The 16,831-nt window shown below is 56.6% G+C and carries 15 protein-coding genes, 1 tRNA gene and 1 other annotated feature; of the genes, 8 read left to right on the top strand and 8 right to left on the bottom strand.

The features are described 5' to 3' along the window. Positions 1-354 precede the first annotated feature (354 nt). The gene (locus ACXZ66_RS06660; RefSeq protein ID WP_458751116.1) at positions 355-2,079 is read right to left on the bottom strand and encodes a glycosyltransferase family 2 protein; all 1,725 of its coding nucleotides are present in this window, start codon (positions 2,077-2,079) and stop codon (positions 355-357) included. 215 nt (positions 2,080-2,294) lie between these two features. Continuing rightward, positions 2,295-2,370 (bottom strand) — tRNA-Glu (locus ACXZ66_RS06655). Between the two features lie 295 nt (positions 2,371-2,665). Between ACXZ66_RS06655 and ACXZ66_RS06650 the strand changes: the two genes are divergently transcribed. Then, on the top strand, positions 2,666-3,577 hold the full coding sequence (locus ACXZ66_RS06650; protein ID WP_458751114.1) for a cation diffusion facilitator family transporter: 912 nt from the start codon (positions 2,666-2,668) through the stop codon (positions 3,575-3,577). Here ACXZ66_RS06650 and ACXZ66_RS06645 read toward each other — a convergent pair whose 3' ends face one another. After that, positions 3,578-4,021, bottom strand: a complete 444-nt coding sequence (locus ACXZ66_RS06645; RefSeq protein WP_458751113.1) for a tautomerase family protein — start codon at positions 4,019-4,021, stop codon at positions 3,578-3,580. Between the two features lie 161 nt (positions 4,022-4,182). On the opposite strand from ACXZ66_RS06645, the gene ACXZ66_RS06640 reads away from it, so the two are divergent. The 4 genes from ACXZ66_RS06640 to ACXZ66_RS06625 all read left to right on the top strand — a co-directional run bounded on the left by ACXZ66_RS06640 (position 4,183) and on the right by ACXZ66_RS06625 (position 8,438). After that, positions 4,183-4,740 (top strand): HdeD family acid-resistance protein, encoded by a 558-nt coding sequence (locus ACXZ66_RS06640; RefSeq protein ID WP_458751111.1) that lies wholly within the window; start codon positions 4,183-4,185, stop codon positions 4,738-4,740. A gap of 45 nt (positions 4,741-4,785) precedes the next feature. After that, positions 4,786-6,201, top strand: coding sequence for an SMI1/KNR4 family protein (locus tag ACXZ66_RS06635; RefSeq protein ID WP_458751109.1), 1,416 nt, complete (start codon positions 4,786-4,788; stop codon positions 6,199-6,201). A gap of 89 nt (positions 6,202-6,290) precedes the next feature. Next, positions 6,291-6,698, top strand: a complete 408-nt coding sequence (locus ACXZ66_RS06630; RefSeq protein WP_458751107.1) for a hypothetical protein — start codon at positions 6,291-6,293, stop codon at positions 6,696-6,698. Between the two features lie 54 nt (positions 6,699-6,752). After that, the gene (locus tag ACXZ66_RS06625) at positions 6,753-8,438 is read left to right on the top strand and encodes an alpha/beta hydrolase (protein ID WP_458751106.1); all 1,686 of its coding nucleotides are present in this window, start codon (positions 6,753-6,755) and stop codon (positions 8,436-8,438) included. Between the two features lie 4 nt (positions 8,439-8,442). Here ACXZ66_RS06625 and ACXZ66_RS06620 read toward each other — a convergent pair whose 3' ends face one another. Further along, the gene (locus ACXZ66_RS06620) at positions 8,443-8,808 is read right to left on the bottom strand and encodes an META domain-containing protein (RefSeq protein ID WP_458751105.1); all 366 of its coding nucleotides are present in this window, start codon (positions 8,806-8,808) and stop codon (positions 8,443-8,445) included. Next, the gene (locus ACXZ66_RS06615; protein WP_458751103.1) at positions 8,805-9,680 is read right to left on the bottom strand and encodes an FAD-dependent oxidoreductase; all 876 of its coding nucleotides are present in this window, start codon (positions 9,678-9,680) and stop codon (positions 8,805-8,807) included. Before ACXZ66_RS06615 ends, ACXZ66_RS06620 begins: the two co-directional genes overlap by 4 nt. A 30-nt stretch (positions 9,681-9,710) precedes the next feature. On the opposite strand from ACXZ66_RS06615, the gene ACXZ66_RS06610 reads away from it, so the two are divergent. Beyond that, positions 9,711-10,949: an IS256 family transposase gene (locus ACXZ66_RS06610; protein ID WP_458749673.1), complete on the top strand. Its 1,239-nt coding sequence runs from the start codon at positions 9,711-9,713 to the stop codon at positions 10,947-10,949. On the opposite strand, the gene ACXZ66_RS06605 is transcribed toward ACXZ66_RS06610, so the two are convergent. Together ACXZ66_RS06605 and ybaK are read right to left on the bottom strand one after the other, a co-directional pair. After that, positions 10,934-11,449: an FMN-binding protein gene (locus ACXZ66_RS06605; protein WP_458751102.1), complete on the bottom strand. Its 516-nt coding sequence runs from the start codon at positions 11,447-11,449 to the stop codon at positions 10,934-10,936. The two genes, ACXZ66_RS06610 and ACXZ66_RS06605, sit on opposite strands and share 16 nt — an antisense overlap. A gap of 88 nt (positions 11,450-11,537) precedes the next feature. Then, positions 11,538-12,038 (bottom strand): Cys-tRNA(Pro) deacylase, encoded by a 501-nt coding sequence (gene ybaK / locus ACXZ66_RS06600; RefSeq protein WP_458751101.1) that lies wholly within the window; start codon positions 12,036-12,038, stop codon positions 11,538-11,540. A gap of 121 nt (positions 12,039-12,159) precedes the next feature. On the opposite strand from ybaK, the gene ACXZ66_RS06595 reads away from it, so the two are divergent. Both ACXZ66_RS06595 and ACXZ66_RS06590 read left to right on the top strand, forming a co-directional pair. After that, complete coding sequence (locus tag ACXZ66_RS06595; protein WP_458751099.1) at positions 12,160-14,475, top strand: ABC transporter permease; 2,316 nt, start codon at positions 12,160-12,162, stop codon at positions 14,473-14,475. Between the two features lies 1 nt (position 14,476). Further along, a complete protein-coding gene (locus ACXZ66_RS06590; RefSeq protein WP_458751097.1) occupies positions 14,477-15,193 on the top strand; it encodes an ABC transporter ATP-binding protein in 717 nt (238 codons plus the stop codon). A gap of 5 nt (positions 15,194-15,198) precedes the next feature. Here the strand turns inward: ACXZ66_RS06590 and ACXZ66_RS06585 are convergent. After that, positions 15,199-16,463 (bottom strand): IS3 family transposase gene (locus ACXZ66_RS06585; protein WP_458748511.1). Its coding sequence is split into 2 segments (ribosomal slippage): positions 15,199-16,172 and positions 16,172-16,463, totalling 1,266 coding nucleotides; the frame shifts between segments, so codons are not numbered across the junction. Further along, positions 16,042-16,173 (bottom strand) — a sequence feature (AL1L pseudoknot). (Overlaps the previous gene by 132 nt.) Positions 16,464-16,831 lie beyond the last annotated feature (368 nt).

Genomic DNA, 16,831 nt, shown 5'->3' with positions numbered 1-16,831 from the left:
CTCGCATACCTAGCGAATCAGAAGTTTGGATTATGGCTATGCCGCGATCAGCCCTCGGCGTACCGGGTGCTCAGCTTGGCTGAAATAAGTGTTGTCACTTACTGCCATCTAGTCTCCTTTCGGCCTCTTGGTTCAGGTGCACGATGTCTAGGCTCTACCCTGCTTTACATGTGTTGCGGGGGGCTTTGACTTCGTACTTCTGACTTTAGGCTGCACTTTGTGCGAAGGGAACCAATTTCCCCAATCACACCACTGGTTATAACCCACTCGCTTCAATAGCGTGTGCTTATCGAGGCGATTGACCATTCCGGTAGGGGTTATCCTTAGCTTGCTTCGCAAAGAATTCTGCAGGCACTACGCAGTTTTTCTTATACGCTTTGGCATGTGAATCCACGGCTGGGCTTCTCGAGAGCCAGCCGTAATTGCAAGCTGCTGCGCCTTTGTACGCCTACGCGCGTTCATTCCCATCCACACCGTCGGACCGAGTAGGCAGACAAATATGACCCACATAATCCAAAAGCGGACACCAAAGAATGTCGAGCCCAGACCCGCAAAGCTTACACCGAGCATGACCAATGCCACCGCTGCCCACCCAAAGTGTGATCCAAAGGTCCGCAGACTATCCGGAGAGGCTAAGTCGCCTTTTGCGGTGACTGCATATTTCAATTTTCGACGAAGCACTGCCTGGAAGCCTGCCCGCACGTATACAGGGATGCACATCAACTGCAGGAGCATGCCTGAAAGTCCCAGGTCCTTGCGCTCGTGTTCGACGAGATTGAAACGTCGCAGCCAGAAGAAGAACCCCAGCGTCGAAGTCATGGACAGCACCCAGAAGATTAACCATTCGGTCATTGGGCGACCGTGAACAAATCCAGTTAAGTAAAGTCCGGTCAGAATAATGCTAAGCACCCAGGTCAATGCGACCGACGGGTAAAAGGATTGCAACATGACAAACATTCCCGCTTGGTTCTTGGGCATTTTCCTCAAGGTACGTGGCGAGTGTGCGATGGCAATATCCCAGATCCCATAGGCCCACCGTTGTTGTTGAGAGAAGTAGTCGCTAAAGGTTGTAGGACCCTCGCCAACAGACAAGATATCCGGGGTATATACGCCCTTCCACAATTCCCCGGCTTCATTCTTTGTGCTAAAAAGCGCCATTGAGGTGAGGTGGTCTTCGATGATGTTGTCGGCATAGCCTCCTACATCGCGAAGTGCTTGGGTGCGGATGAGGTGATTGGTGCCAATCAACAGAGGGGCATTTAAGCCGTTTGCACCGCGCTGGATCACGCCATGGAAAATATAGGACTGGACGGCACTGGCGTGAGCAATGAAGGATTCCTTAATGTTTCCGTAGACCTGAGGCGCAACCACGAAGCCTACGGAAGGATCAGCGAAGTAGCCCAGGCTGCGTTCAAGAAATTCCGGTGAAGGGACGTGGTCTGGGTCCATCTGAGCAACGATGTCATATTCATGACCGTGCGCCGCGTGGAAGCTGTTCAAATTCCCGTGCTTAGTTTTCGCTTTAAATTGTCCGCTGGGCTGGTTCCACTCTTCAATATCCTTTCGCGAAAAATGGTGGATTCCATTTTCCTGACACCAACGAGCGATGTAAGGTTCGTTGCCTTCGTCGAGAAGCCAAACGTCAACAGAACCGCCCTCGTAGCGAATCTCCTTCATCGCAAGGAGCGTCTTCGCAACTAAGTCAAAGGGTTCCTTCCCAGGCACGATAGTTGTATGCACGGCAACGCGAAGTCCTGGGACGGGCTTCATTGGCACGGGATCATGTGCATGTCGGGCAAAAATCCACAGAGTCACTGATTGGAAAATGCGGATCAGCTCGATCAAAGCCATGAGCACAGCCGCGACAATGACTAGCGGGGATGGATTCACTGCTGCACCGAATGCGATCCACCCTAGTAGGGCGAGGCTGGTGATCAGCATGATCAGGCCCCAGATATGTAGACCGACGCGGGTTCGGCCATTAAGAACTCGGCGGTATGTGACTTTGGTTGAATTGCGAAGTGTTCCGGTGAGGTCGGTTGAATTTTCGTAGGAGATGCGAGCAACAGAGTTAGCCATTTTCAATGCCTTAGATAAGGAAATGTGACCCGCAATTAAGATTCCAGCGTTTCAGGCACACATTCGGTGACGTGACAACATATAAATGTATACACGTCAACAATTAAAAATACAAACTTAAAATTTATAAGAAATTTAATTTATGTCGGATCTTCCGGACTTTTGGAAGAAGGGGAAAGAAAAAGACCCAAGCTTAATAGCTTGGGTCTATACTTTGGTACCCCGTACGGGATTTGAACCCGTGTTACCGCCGTGAGAGGGCGACGTCCTAGGCCGCTAGACGAACGGGGCGCGCTCGCTTTGTTTGCGACTCGTTAACAATAAATGAACAATGCCCAATGATACAAATCACCAGGTAACCCCCTATTTAGTCAGACCTAAATCACTGCACTACTGAATAGTAGTGCTAGGATGATTTACCGAAGGGGAGTAGTTCACACCCACATTTTCAGTGGCGATGAATGGTCGACATCCTGGCGAAGTTTTCGCCCGGCCAATCAGTCCGTACAAACGGGCGAACGAGACCTTCTATCCAATCCCGCGCTTGGGTAGACACTGCCCCAGCCCTGAAATAGAAGGCTTCATCATGACTACTACGTCAGTTGATTCAGAATCCCATAAGAAAGAGCAGAAAATCGTCGAAAGATTTATGCTCCTGTCCATCGCCGCGGCCATTGTCACCATTGTGCTCAAGTTCGCAGCCGCAGTACTCACCGGCTCGGTCGGCTTCCTTTCGGATGCGCTGGAATCCGGCGTCAACCTGATCGCAGCAGTTGTCGCGTTCATTGCCATCAGGATTGCAGCCAAGCCTGCCGACGACAACCACAACTTCGGCCACGGCAAGTCTGAGTACGTTTCAGCCCTGGTCGAGGGCGCAATGATTTTCGTTGCTGCCGGCATGATCATCTACACCGCGGTTGAGCGCCTGTTTAACCCACAACCACTTGAGCAAGTGGGAATCGGTTTAGTTCTGTCCATCGCGGCTGCACTGGTCAACCTCCTCGTGGGGCAAGCGCTCATCCGGGGCGGCAAGAAGTATCGTTCCGCTGCTCTCAACGCAGACGGCCACCACCTGATGACAGATGTGTGGACCACAGTCGGCGTCGTCGTCGGCATCGCCGCGGTGGCGCTGACCGGTTGGACCTGGCTCGACCCAGTCATTGCACTGCTTGTTGGCATCAATATCATGTGGACGGGTTACACGCTGCTCAAATCGTCGTTAAGCAACTTGATCAGCGAAGCGCTACCTGCGGAAGACGTGAAAGTCTTGAACGAAGTGCTGGACAAGTTCGGTGCCGAGAAGGGCGTGACCTTTCAGCCTGCTCGTACGGTGGCGTCGGGTCGTCAGCGCCTGATCTACGTGATCATGAACGTTCCCGGCGAGTGGACCGTAGAGCACGCACATGATCTTGCCGACGAGTTGGAGGCCGCAATCCTCGAGGCACTGCCCAAGTCCGAGACGTTGATCCACACGGAACCGGCGAAAATCACGGTTTAACTAGGATTCCTCGAGGCGACGCAGGTGCTCCCGCAACTCCTCGGGGAGTTTCGCAAACCAGGCGTCTTCCTCGCCTGGTTCCATGAGCAAGCGGCCATATTCGGTCATGTTCGCGCCCTGGATGTCGTTGAGGTAGACCATCATCTCGGTTGACGCAATGCCAAGAATGTCGGCGATCTCGTTGGTAAGGCGGAGCAGGAGTTTCTCCTTCTGCTCGGTGGCGCGGCCGCTGCGAATGTCACCGCGAACCCACACTTGGCTCGCTGGGGCGGGCTGACCGCCCAGGAAGTGCGAGTCCGGCGCAATTTCAGTGAAAATCACCTGGACAAGAAACCGAGGCGCTTTGGCTTCCTCGTGGTGAGCGGCTGTGATGCATTCGGCAATTCGGCGCTTCGCCTCGCTTGAGATCGTATTCGGCTTTGACCAGACGGTATAAGTGGGCATTGATACTCCTTGGCTGACGTGGATGCTGATTTCCGAGCGTAGACCGAAACCCAAGTTTCTGGAGTACGAGCCATTTGATCTTCGATGCCGATAGACTTGAGGGGTAAATTCCTTAGTCGGTGATGCTGAGGAAATCGTTCAAGTAAGAAACGGTGTAAAACATGCTTGACTTTGTAAAACGCTCAGGAACTCTCCTCATCGGATCCGGCATCATTGCCATCATTTTTGGCATCGTCGCGCTGGTCTGGCCGACAGAAACAGTCCTTGCCCTAGTCATGCTCTGGGGTGCGTACGCCCTCATCGATGGCATCCTCTCCCTCATCTCGGCTTTCCAACCGGCAGGACGTCCGGCGCGTGGCTGGCTGATTGTGATGGGAATTATTGGCATCATCGCTGGCCTGCTCGTTCTCTTCCGGCCTTTTGAAAGCGCGGTCGCGATCGCGTGGATTCTTGGCATCTGGCTGATCTTGCGTGGCATCATCGGGCTGATCGCAGCCTTCGGGCCTGTCACGATGGGCTCGCGCTGGGCGATTGGTATCAGCGGTGTTCTTTTCATCATCGCTGGCATCCTCTTCATTGCGAACCCAGGTAGCGCCGCCGTCGGTGTCGCAGTCTTCCTCGGCTTGCTGGCACTTGGTTGGGGCATCTTCCAGCTCATCAGTGGCATTCAAATCCGCAATGAGGCGAAGAAAGCCCAAGACAACACTCACAACCATTAAACCCCAGCAGTTGCAGGAGTGCGTGGCCTCCCAGACAATGAGGCCATGCACATTGAGCAGCAGCACCTCAATCCCCTCTTGCAAACCCTCCGCATTGCATTTGTCGCAGTGCCTGACGCTGAATCTGTGACAATCCGCCTCAGCTACGGTCAACGAAACCATGGTTTCCAGCTCTGGTGCGAAGATGCACAAGGAAACCGCCTCGAGCATTCAAATAGGCTCTATCCACTTGTTCGCGAACCCGTCAAAGCACTTCATGTTGCTCTCGCCCCCAAGGAGCAGGTGACAATCGCGGTGACATTGGATGTCGACGGCTATTGGAAAGTCGCATCCGTGCCTGGTAATCCCAAATATGTAGTGCTCCGCGACCTTCCTATCAACGATGCGCCGCAGGTTCTTCCGGAGCCTTCACAAGAACGTATCGACGAGCTCACGTCTCTCTGGGACAGCCACTCCCAGTTCTACCGATCCTTTGGTGTCGCTACTGACCAGCAACTCGACGAGCTCTCTCACGTTCTCGGTCAGCCCGTACCTCCCGAATTGGCAGCGCTCTTGCGCTTGTCCAATGGCCCGGAGCTCATCTCTTTCGACAACGTCGAGGAGGAAAGCTTAACCGGGGACTGGTCCTTGTCGAATACGGAAATCATCGAAAGGGATTACACCAACACTGCCGACGTGGCGCTTTACCCACCCTACAATAACGTCGGATACACGAACGGGTTAGAAGGAGCTACTCAGCTTCGCCAAAAACACCCCGGATGGATCCCTTTCGCCAACGATTACGGCGGAAATTACTTGGCCATCGATACTGTTCCCGGGCCCAACGGAACCCCGGGGCAAGTAATTACCTTCGGCGACGATGAATACGACGGACCTACACTGATCGCGGACTCACTGATCGATTACATTGCTGGTCGCTTGACGCCTGAGATCAAGCCGCCGAATCGAAAGTTCACTGTAAAACCAGAAGATCACTTCGATCCGGCCAGCATTCCTTTTGGCACGCAAGAACTGACAATTGGCGGTCAACCCCTAGTTCGGGTGAGCGATTTGGCTGGCCAGAGTCCGTTTAGTCTTTGTCTTTACACATCGGAGAAGATTGATCTCAACGGAATAGCCGATTTCCCACTGCAAGAGCTTCGTCTTTCCGACATCGAAGACGTAGACCTTACGCCACTGGCTAACCACCCCACACTCAGGATTCTCAAGCTTCGAGACCTCCGAACCGTCCACGGCACAGACATCTTGGCCGAGCTCCCTGCCCTTGAAACAGCAAATCTTGAATCAATGGACGAGTCAGTCGAGTGGACGATTATTCGCGCCTTGTCGCTAAACACAACACTGGCACTGGTCGATTTCGGACAGAGCACAAAGCTCAGCGTCGAGGAACTGAACCAACGTGCGTTGGCTCTCGCATCCGGCGACGCACCCAAGCTCTTAACCGAAACTGGACGCATCTAACTCGATTTCCCCCGGAACTCGAAAACGGCGTGATAGACCCCACGGGCAAAGCCCTCAGGGCTAGGACCTCGAAGTTTTACACTTAAGTTATGAAACGCACGTGGAAAACGCTGCTCATCATCATCGCCTGGTTCCAAGCTATTTCAACACTTATCGGCTGGGCCACACTCGTATTTATTCCGCACATCTATGCCCCTGCTTTAGATCCCACGCTTTTTGCCGGGCAATATTTGCTTGCCAGTTTTCTGCTCGGCGTCGTCGTTGGTGGCTGGCAGTGGGCGGCCATCATTGTCGGCTGGAAATGGCCGCAGCGGTTCGCGCTCGCGCACTTGGCGGCTGGTTTCGTCATGGTCTGCTGGATCTTCGGCGAATGCTGGGTACTGAACGGATTTGGTTGGGCTCACGCGCTGTGGGGAGGGGTCGGCTTGCTCCAGGTCACTTTCGTCGCCGCCTATTTGGGAGTGCTCAATCCGGAGAAGGTCCCTGCAACAGCCTAAACCCAAAACAAGGAATTTGAACATGCTCGGCCGAGTTATCGGTACGATTTCTTAGTGCAAAACATCAAAGGGGCGACTCTGCCCTATCTGCGCTCCTTCCACCCAGCAGGTTTAGTTGGAGCCCTCCTATTTTTCACTTGGTCGCTCACCCCGTCGCTGCTGCCCCGGATGTGGTATTTCCAGGCGCTGGCCACTGCAATCAGCATGGCCATCGGCTATGGCCTCGGAGTTCTCGTTGCCAAGATACTCCGCTGGTCCGGTGTGAAAGTGATGCCCTCCCCGCAGGTACGAAAGATCGGCTGGTGGACCCTGGCCGTGGCCACAATTGTGCTCATTCCCCTCTTCGGCATTCTCGGTGCCCAGTGGCAGCGTGAAACCAGAGAGCTCGTCGGGGTGGAAACGGAGGCACGGAGCTTTTATATCCTTGTCGTCATCATCGCTTTCGCTCTGGCTGCGTTGTTCATCCAGTTGGGACGAGGTATTGGCGCGCTTACTGCGAAGATCATTAACTGGGGAGCCAAGCACGTGCCGCGTCCCGTTTCACGCCTGACAACGGTGGCGGTGCTTGTCATCGTCGTAACGCTTTTTGCCGACGGAGTCCTGCCGAACCTGATCGTGCGCGCGATGGAAAGCTCCCAGGTTGCCGTGAATTCGAAAACCCGCGAAGGTATCGTGCAACCCGCAGGCGAACCGCTGCGCTCGGGTTCGGATGAATCGCTGCAAAGCTGGGATTCGCTGGGGCGCGACGGGCGTTCTTTCGTTGCCTCTGGCCCACGAGCACAAGACATCACTGCAGTTACTGGGCAGGAAGCGATCGAGCCGATTCGGGTGTATGCGGGTCGACAGTCAGCGGATACGCTGGAGGAAATCGCGGACAATGTCGTCGCCGAAATGCATCGCACCGGGGCTTTCGAGCGTGGCACCATCGCCGTTGTGACCACGACAGGGCGCGGTTGGGTAAACCCGGCGGGTGCCGATTCCCTGGAATACATCACGGCTGGCAACTCGGCAATCGCATCGATGCAGTACAGCTACTTGCAAAGCCCGCTGGCGTTTATGGCTGACCGAGAGACTCCCCTCGAGGCGGGCATTGTGCTGCTAGATAAGGTCCAGGAGGCGATGACCACCATTCCCGAGGCCGACCGGCCACGTCTGGTGGTCATGGGCGAAAGCCTCGGCGGATATGGCGCCCAAGGTGCGGTTGGTTCGAAAATGAACCTCATTGAAACCCTCGACGGCGCGCTGATCATCGGTAATCCGCATTTCTCCCAGCCGTGGCAGCGCCTCACCGAACAGCGCGACGCGGGCTCGCCCGAGCGCCTCCCAGTGATTGACGGCGGAGAGAATATCCGGTTTGCTGCGCGCGGGGAAGATCTTTCGCTTCTCGACGATTGGGCAACGCCTCGGTTCGTCTACTGGCAGCATGCCTCTGACCCGATCGTCTGGTGGAGCTTCGACTTAATCTTGCACCGCCCCGATTGGCTGAAAGAAGAACTCGGGCCGGACGTGAACACGAATATGCGGTGGATGCCGTTTGTGACTTTCTGGCAGGTCACCGCCGATATGGCACTATCTACGGGCGTGCCAGATGGGTACGGGCACGCCTACGGGGCCGATGCGGTGGATATGTGGGCGGGAATTCTGGACGAACCGGGCTGGAGCCTAGAGCTCAGCGACCGAGTTCGCGCTGTTCTCCAGGATCCTGATCCAACTCTTGAACCCCTGGGCACCTACTACTAACCAGCTATTGCTGGCGCTCCAGGGTGCCGATTTCAGCGCCGGCCTCGTCGTAAAGGTGCAGCGTCTCGCGCTTCACCTCGGCGGTGGCAGCATTCGACAGCCAGGTGTCCACGCCTTCGCAGAACATCATGGTGGTGGCAAGTGGTGAAAGTTGGACGCGTTCGTCGTGAAGCTCCCAACTCCCGATGATCCGATTGCAACCGTCGGTGCCGCTCAGCGAGCCATCATCGGCGAGGGTCAGCTGTGGCTGCTGGGGTTCATTACTCCCCCAGTTGCCTTGTGGGGAACTTGCTTGGCTGGGCGAGCTGCATGCCGCAATCAACACGGCGGGCAAGAGTGCTGCTAGAAGCAGGACGGTTTTTGGTTTCATAGATTGAGCGTAGCCAAGCGGGCACCCTTCTGGTGGTGGTCGCGGGAATCTGCGCCTTCGACAAAGCCGGGGAAGAAGTCTGTCTTAATCTTGTGGCGGGAAACGCCAAGCTGCAGCAATACAGATTCAACGCTGTCGACCATTTGCTGGCTCCCCGAGATCATGAAGGTGCGGTTCTTCAAGTCCGGCACCGTGGCCTGAATAGTTGGCCCGTCGATGTGGCCGGTGCGTATATACGGAGTATCAATCTGGGAATGGGTGGGCTGGGAGTAGACGTAGGTCGTCGACAAGCCTAATTGGGTTCGTGCCTGTTCGAAGACGTCCGCATAGGCGATCTCGGAGGAGTTTTTCGCAGCGTAGAGGATGATAATGTCGCGGGGCTCGTTCATATCCAGTAGGTATTTCACCATGCTGCGAAACGGAGTCACGCCAATGCCACCCGCGATAAAGACCAACTTCTTGCGTTTATTACGGGGCAGGACAAAGTCGCCGGCAACGTGCGCCGCCACCATTGGGGTGTCATAGTTCATCGAGGCCATCGCTCGCTTGTAGCTGCTGCTGGGATCGTTGAACTTCACGCCGAGGCGCAGGTTAGGCTCGGTCGGCGAGGACGCGAGCGTAAAGTAGCGACGATTGCCCCTCGCATCAACGCCTGTGTGCGGAAGCGTCCACTCCATGTATTGACCGGGGCGATAGGACACCTTCCGATCAGTGACGAAGACGAAGTCCGCACTTGTAGCAGAGGTACCCACCCGCTGGATCAGGTGCGGGAACACGCGCACGGTTGCGTCCGTTAGCGTGGTGTATCTGTAACTGCCGGTGACAACCCTCATGAATGCACGAGGCGACCACCGCAGTACCTTTCGAATCAACTCCTACATCTCCTCGAAAGGGACACCACGATGGCCGCTGGCCCCCATTCTATCGACCCCACCACCTATCTCGACGACCTGCTGTCTCAAGCCTCCCCGGACCTGATGAGACAGATGCTCCAGGGCTTCATCAACCAGATCCTGTCCACCCAGGCCGACCAGATCTGCGGCGCCGAATACGCCACCACATCCGAGTCCCGCACCAACGTCCGCAACGGCTACCGCCACCGCGACCTCGACACCCGGGTTGGCACCATCGACGTCGCCGTGCCCAAGCTGCGTACCGGTTCGTTCTTCCCCGACTGGCTGCTGGAACGACGCACCCGGGCCGAACGGGCCCTGACCACCGTGATCGCCACCTGCTACCTCAAAGGTGTCTCCACCCGCAGGATGAACGACCTGGTCGCCAGCTTGGGGATCAACAACCTGTCGAAATCACAGGTGTCAGAGATGGCCAAAGACCTCGACGTCATGGTCGAGGACTTCCGGACCCGGCCCCTGGATACCGGACCCTACCTGTATGTTTCATGCGACGCGCTGACGATGAAGGTCCGTGAAGGCGGCCGCGTGGTCAAAACCTCCGTCCTGCTGGCCACCGGCGTCAATGCCGAAGGCTACCGCGAGTTACTCGGTATGCAGGTCGCCACATCCGAGTCTGTGGCCTCCTGGACCGGGTTCTTCCGCGACCTCAAGGCCCGGGGCCTGGATCAGGTGTACCTGGTCACCAGCGACGCGCACCTGGGCATCCAGCACGCCATCAGCGACGTCCTGCCCAACGCGTCCTGGCAGCGGTGCCGGACGCATTTTTCGAAGAACCTCTCCGGCCTTGTGCCCAAGACGCAGTGGCCGACATTGTCGGCGATGTTCCAGACGATCTTTCAGCAACCCGACGCCCAGGCTGTGTGGGATCAGGCACGGGAGGTGGTGGGCTTCTGTGAGCAGAAGTTCCCCCATGTCGCGGACTACCTCGAGGAGTCCCTCGATGAGCTGCTGGCGTTCACGAACGCGCCGAAGGCCGTGTGGACGAAGGTGTGGTCGAACAACCCGACCGAGCGGTTGAACCGGGAGATCCGCCGGCGCACCGATGTCGTCGGGATCTTCCCCAACCGCGACGCCGTCGTCCGCCTCGTCGGTGCCGTGTTGGCGGAGCAGCACGATGATTGGATCCAGCAGAAGCGCTACATGTCGTTGACGAGCCTGGAGCAGACGAAGGCGATGATGGCCAGCTCTGTGATCGACGCCAGGGAATCCACTCAGGAGGTTGCATGAGCCCGCGCCAGCATCGAGCTCGTGCCGGTCCCTGAGGTCGTCACGCTGCTTGTTTTATCGAAAGGCAGAAACACCACTCCCGCGGACTTGACCGTATTGACTTGGGCGTCCTGCGCAGCGATGGCTTCTTGCTTCAGGTACGGCATTGCCTGCTGATTGATGCGCACTGAAGCCGAGCGCGAATCCGGCGACTGCAAGAAGGTGACATCGGTGATGTTGCCACCCGTGATCGTGGCCTGGACCTGAACGGTGCCGTAGACCGCGTTCTCGGCACTACCCGTGTAGGTGCCGTCGGTGTAGGCGCCCGAGGAGGCAGTTGTGGTTGAAGGCGCTGCACTTGTGGTGCTCGAGGGTGCGGCACTTGTGGCACTCGATGGTGCCGTGCTGGTGGCAATCGGTTCGGATGCGGCTGTATTAATGGGTTGTTGTTGGGCGCGGATACCGTAGCTGTACGCCACAAGTGTGGACAGGACGCCGAGCCCGAGGATGAACTTCTTCATTCCCCAAATATTAAGAACCGGTCTTCTGGTTTGGCTTTGACCTTAATCCGGTTTGGCTGAAGATTAGCCATTAAGATCTTGGGGTGTATCAATTAGCAGAAGCTATATCCGCGTAGCTGCCGCCGGTGGCACGCAGCACGTCATCGGGGGCGATGATCAGCGACCAGCCGCGCCTGCCAGCGCTGAGATAGATCTCGTCTTGCAAGATCGCGGACTCGTCCAAGAACACGCGGTGCGAGTGCTTCTGCCCGATCGGCGAAATCCCACCAGCGATATAACCAGTGACCACCTGTGCGCGACTGCGATCCATCATCGCCGCATGCTTGCCACCGCCCGCCTTGGCCAATTGCTTCAGGTTTAAGGTGCGATTCGCCGGCACCACAGCAACAACATGTTCCCCATCAACCTCAGCCATCAGCGTCTTAAACACCTGCTCCGGCGGCACACCCATCACCTCAGAGGCATCGAGCGCGAAGCCTTTCGCCGACTTCGGGTCCGCCTCGTGGATATCCAGGCGGTAAGGGATCTGCTTCTCAGTCAACACTGCCAAGGCGGGAGTAGCTAAATGATCGTTGACTTTCTTTGCCATATTTTTCGATTCTAGCCACCGCGCGCCGGGCTAGATCACACCAGCCCACGGCGTATTTATTCGCCTATCCGGGTAATGTCATAACCATCGGTAATAAAACTTTTTGATTGCCGCATTATTTGTGAATCTGAAGATCATTAGCAACGATATTGCGCGCAGCAAGCTAGTCACCATCACCATGGTGCTCTTTGTCGCGGCCGCATCGGCCTTGGTCTCACTCGCCACGATTCTCACCATGAACCTCTCCGGCGCCATCGACTCACTCATGACGAACGCGCAAACCCCGCATTTCCTACAGATGCACACAGGTCCGCTCGATCGCGAGCGCTTAGAGCAATTTTCGCTTCACGACGACCGCGTGGACTCTTTTCAAGTCCAAGAGTTTCTCAACCTCGAGGGCAGCCAAATCTACCTCGGGGATGCATCGCTCTCTGACAGTGTGCAAGACAATGGCGTGGTCACCCAGAACCAGTCTTTCGATTTTCTGCTGGACCTCAATGATCAGCCGATTCACCCCGCCGACGGCGAGCTCTGGGTTCCGCTGGCCTACATGAAGGACGGCTCGGCTACTGTTGGCGAATCAGCCTCGATCGCAGGCCGCGACTTTGTTGTGGCTGGTTTCCTGCGCGACTCACAGATGAATTCCACGCTCTCGTCGTCGAAACGCTTTCTTATCAGCGACCGTGACTTTGCCGCCGTGCGCGAGGCCGGCACCGTGGAATACCTCATCGAATTTCGGCTGAAGGACGCGGCGGATCTGGGTGCCTTCGAGGCCGACTATGTCGCACGCGGACTGGAGGCGAACGGGCCGACGATCACCTATCCCCTGTTTCGGATGATCAATGCGCTCTCGGACGGCATGATGATTCTCATTCTGATTTCCGTGAGCCTCATGGTCGTGCTGGTGGCTTTTTTGTGTATTCGGTTTACTCTGCTGACCAAGATTGAACAGGATACCCGCGAGATTGGCGTGATGAAGGCAATCGGCCTGCGGATTCGCGATATCAAGCAGATCTACCTGGCGAAATACGTGGCGATTGCCGTGGCCGGCGCCCTGCTCGGCTACTTCCTGGCTCTGGCATTTCAGGGATCGCTGCGCGAGAATATCCGGCTGTACATGGGCACGAGCTCCCTGGACAAATACGCTCCGATTGTTGGTGTTGCGGGCATTCTCCTCGTACTGCTGGCGATTATTGCCTACGTCAATCAGGTGCTCAACCGGCTGCGGAAGATCTCGCCTACCGAGGCCATTCGCTTCGGCGAGGCGGCAGAGAAGGTCTCTCCCACTCGGGTACTGAAGCTGTCTCAGAACCGCGCGCTCAGTGTCAATGCCTTTCTCGGCGTGAAGGATCTGCTGACCAGGAAGAAACTGTACGTGACCCTGTTTTTGATCCTGATCATCTCCACGATCATCATGACGGTGCCGCAGAACATTGCAACCACCATGTCGGATAAGAGCTTCGTGCAATACCTTGGCATTGGCCAAAGCGACATCATTATTACCCTGCAGCAATCCGACGACATTGCCGGCGACACCGCGCAGATCGAGCAAGCAGTTGCCGCCGATCCCGAGATCGGCCGTTCCGTGGCGCTGTTGACCAAGTCCTATACAACGGAGACTGCCGGCCAGACCCAAAACATTCGGATCGAACTCGGCGACCACTCCGTCTTCCCCGTTGCCTATATTTCCGGCTCTGCTCCTCTCACTGATACCGACATTGCGCTTTCTACGATCAACGCCGACGAGCTGGGCAAGAAGGTCGGCGACACCTTGACCGTAACTATCCAGGGCCAACCCCGCGATCTTATGGTCTCCGGCATCTACTCCGACGTGACCAACGGCGGCAAGACCGCCAAGGCCAGCTTTACCGACAATCAGACCGACGTTCTGCGCGCCATGATGTATCTCAACACCACCGACCCAAACCTCATCGAGGCCAAGGTCAGCGCCCTGGAAAGCGAGTTCAGTTTTGCCAAAGTGGCCAGCGTGAACACGTACACCCAACAAATGTTCGGCGATACCATCGCGCAGATCAAGTCCATTTCTTATATTGCGCTGCTCGTAGCCATCGGCCTAACACTCTTGATCACTCTCCTATTCGTGCAGATGATCGTGGTCAAAGACCGCCGCGAGATCGCCATCTTAAAATACTGCGGATTCACCACAGCCGATATCACCGCGCAGTACCTCACCCGCACCCTTGGGGTCACGATTGTGGCAATCCTGCTCGGAATTGTGCTGGCAAACACTCTCGGTGCCTGGCTGGCCGGACTATTCTTGTCACAAATCGGCGCGACCTCCGTCCGCTTCATCACCAACCCGTGGCTGATCTACGCCGCCTACCCAGCATTCCTTGCCCTCTCCGTCATTTTCGCCACGATGTTGGGCATGCGCGCTGCCAAGCAGATCACAATTGCCAACAACATAAGGGAATAGCATGAGCACCAATATCATCGAGGCACGCAACATCCGGAAATCGTTTAGCAGCGACGGCGCCGAGAACCTCGTGCTCAACGACGTCTCGCTGACCATCACGCCTGGCGAATTCGTCGCCATCATGGGCCCATCCGGCTCCGGCAAGTCCACGCTACTCTTTGCGCTCAGCGGCATCGACGCGATCAATAGCGGAGAGGTGCTTTTCGACGACCACAACTTGGCCACCGCCTCAGAGAATGAACTCGCTGATCTACGCCGCGACGAGATGGGTTTCGTGTTTCAGCATCCCACGATGCTGAAAAACTTAAACATCTTGGACAACATCATCTTGCCCTCGATGAAGTCCAGGCGCTCGGACCGCGAGGCCATTGTCCAGGAAGCGCGCTCAATCATGGTTGATCTGGGCATCTCGCATTTGGAGGACCGCGAGATTACCCAGACATCCGGTGGTGAGCTGCAACGTGCCGAAATTGCGCGTGCTCTGATGGGCAGTCCGAAGGTGATCTACGGCGACGAGCCTACTGGCGCGCTGAACACCAAAACCGCCGACGAGATCATGGAGGCCTTCGAGGAGATCAACCAGGCGGGCACGACGGTTGTGCTGGTTACTCACGACGTGCGCGTGGCTGCACGTGCCGGCCGGGTGCTGTTTATGCGCGACGGCAAGATTAAAGAGGATGTGGTGAATCGGCCTGAGTTTTTCGGAGACTACGGTTAAAAGCCTTACTGGGCTTTTCGAGTGGTGTTGAATTCCTCGTAGTCCTGCTCGTATTCGATCGGGGGAACGTCACCGATCGATGAGTGCAGACGTTGGTGATTATACCAGTAGACCCACGAGGCCGTTTCCGTTTCGACCTCCTTGGCGTCCCTCCATGTCCGTGCAGGGTCGAAGTCGATGAGCTCAGTCTTGTAGAGCCCGTTCGTCGACTCCATCATCGCGTTATCCAACGCGTCACCGGCCGAGCCGATCGAGCCCTGCAACCCGGCCTCCGTCAGCGCGTCGGTAAACGCCAGCGAGGTATACTGGGCACCCGCGTCCGAGTGGTGGACGATGCCGGTGGCGGTGAAGTCCATCTTCGTACGCCGGCGGGAAAACAGGGCATGCTCCAGGGCCATGAGCACCATCCGGGTGTCCATCACCCGGGTCACGACCCAGCCGAGGATCATCCGTGAGTACGCGTCGACGATGAAGGCGACGTAACAAAAGCCCTGGCGTGTCCACACGTAGGTGAAGTCGGCGATCCACCACTGATTCGGGTGCGACGGATAGCTCCACCGCCGGTTGATCAGGTCCGGGTGCCGGCGGTGGGCCGGGTTGGCCACGGTGGTTTTCTTACGGTGCATTCCACGTGAGACGCCTTTGATTCCGGTGATCTTCATCAGTCGTTCGACCTGGTCACGGCCAACAGTCATGCCGTCGCGGACAGCGGCCTTCCAGAGTTTACGGCGGCCGTAGACCTTGCGGTTGGCCTCCCACAGCCGGTAGATGCGGTGAGCGGCATAGGCCTCATCCAACTCGGCGCCCGAAGGGCCGAAGCCGCGGGCCTGATGGTCGTAAAAGGTGCTTGGGGCAATCGCGATGCCATGGGCAGTCAAGGTTTCGCAGATTGGCTCGACCCCGAAGCGGTGGCGGTAGGTGCGGATGAAATCCACGATTACCGAAGTTTGCGGTCGAGCTCCGCCTGGGCGAAAAAAGCCGACGCCGTCTTCAAGATCTCATTCGCGCGTCGCAGCTTGGCCACTTCCTTGGCCTGCTCGTCGTAGGCGGCCTGGAGTTGCTCGTAGGACAGGGAACCAGGCTCAGGAGCTTCGGCCTGCTTTTCCTGTTTGCGGATCCAGTTGCGCAGGGTGGATTCCTTCACACCGAGAAGTTCACCGATCTCCCGGCGGGCGCCCGCCTTGGAGATATCGCCTTCCTCGAGGCGCTCGAAGTACATGCGCACCGCGCGCTCCTGCGTGGCTGCGTCGTACTGACTGGGTCGTGCCATGCTGATCTTCCTCCTAGGGTAAAACCTAGTCTCCGACCAACCCAGGCCGCCTCAGTGGTGCTTTCGGAAGATTTATCATTGGACGAGCGCAGGGATGCAGTGGCGGGGCAGATGAGTGGGTTGGGGATTTAGGCGGGCTTAATCGCGCCTAATGGATTTACTTTTCCATCAATCTGCTCATATTTAGTACCGCCATTGAAATAGGTACACCTTTTGGAAATTGAGAAACAAATTAGCTGGCAGTTTCTAACGACACCTCGAAAGCTTTCTGATCCTCACCCCATTTCTTGCACAAACCCACGTAGAACTCCCGAAGCAAATTTCACTTTTCAATCATTAGATCGAGAGAATTCACGATACCGTGATAA

The organism is Corynebacterium sp. S7, assembly GCF_054401105.1.
The sequence above is the reverse complement of the archived record's forward strand: the minus strand, read 5'-3'. Positions and strand labels throughout refer to the sequence as shown.

What these genes read in the sequence shown, in the direction of transcription:
- ACXZ66_RS06660 (WP_458751116.1), bottom strand. Translation starts at nt 2,079, where the DNA reads ATGGCTAACTCTGTTGCTCGCATCTCCTACGAAAATTCAACCGACCTC.
- ybaK (WP_458751101.1), bottom strand. Translation starts at nt 12,038, where the DNA reads ATGGCAAAGAAAGTCAACGATCATTTAGCTACTCCCGCCTTGGCAGTG.
- ACXZ66_RS06590 (WP_458751097.1), top strand. Translation starts at nt 14,477, where the DNA reads ATGAGCACCAATATCATCGAGGCACGCAACATCCGGAAATCGTTTAGC.
- ACXZ66_RS06605 (WP_458751102.1), bottom strand. Translation starts at nt 11,449, where the DNA reads ATGAAGAAGTTCATCCTCGGGCTCGGCGTCCTGTCCACACTTGTGGCG.
- ACXZ66_RS06640 (WP_458751111.1), top strand. Translation starts at nt 4,183, where the DNA reads ATGCTTGACTTTGTAAAACGCTCAGGAACTCTCCTCATCGGATCCGGC.
- ACXZ66_RS06630 (WP_458751107.1), top strand. Translation starts at nt 6,291, where the DNA reads ATGAAACGCACGTGGAAAACGCTGCTCATCATCATCGCCTGGTTCCAA.
- ACXZ66_RS06650 (WP_458751114.1), top strand. Translation starts at nt 2,666, where the DNA reads ATGACTACTACGTCAGTTGATTCAGAATCCCATAAGAAAGAGCAGAAA.
- ACXZ66_RS06645 (WP_458751113.1), bottom strand. Translation starts at nt 4,021, where the DNA reads ATGCCCACTTATACCGTCTGGTCAAAGCCGAATACGATCTCAAGCGAG.
- ACXZ66_RS06635 (WP_458751109.1), top strand. Translation starts at nt 4,786, where the DNA reads ATGCACATTGAGCAGCAGCACCTCAATCCCCTCTTGCAAACCCTCCGC.
- ACXZ66_RS06610 (WP_458749673.1), top strand. Translation starts at nt 9,711, where the DNA reads ATGGCCGCTGGCCCCCATTCTATCGACCCCACCACCTATCTCGACGAC.
- ACXZ66_RS06620 (WP_458751105.1), bottom strand. Translation starts at nt 8,808, where the DNA reads ATGAAACCAAAAACCGTCCTGCTTCTAGCAGCACTCTTGCCCGCCGTG.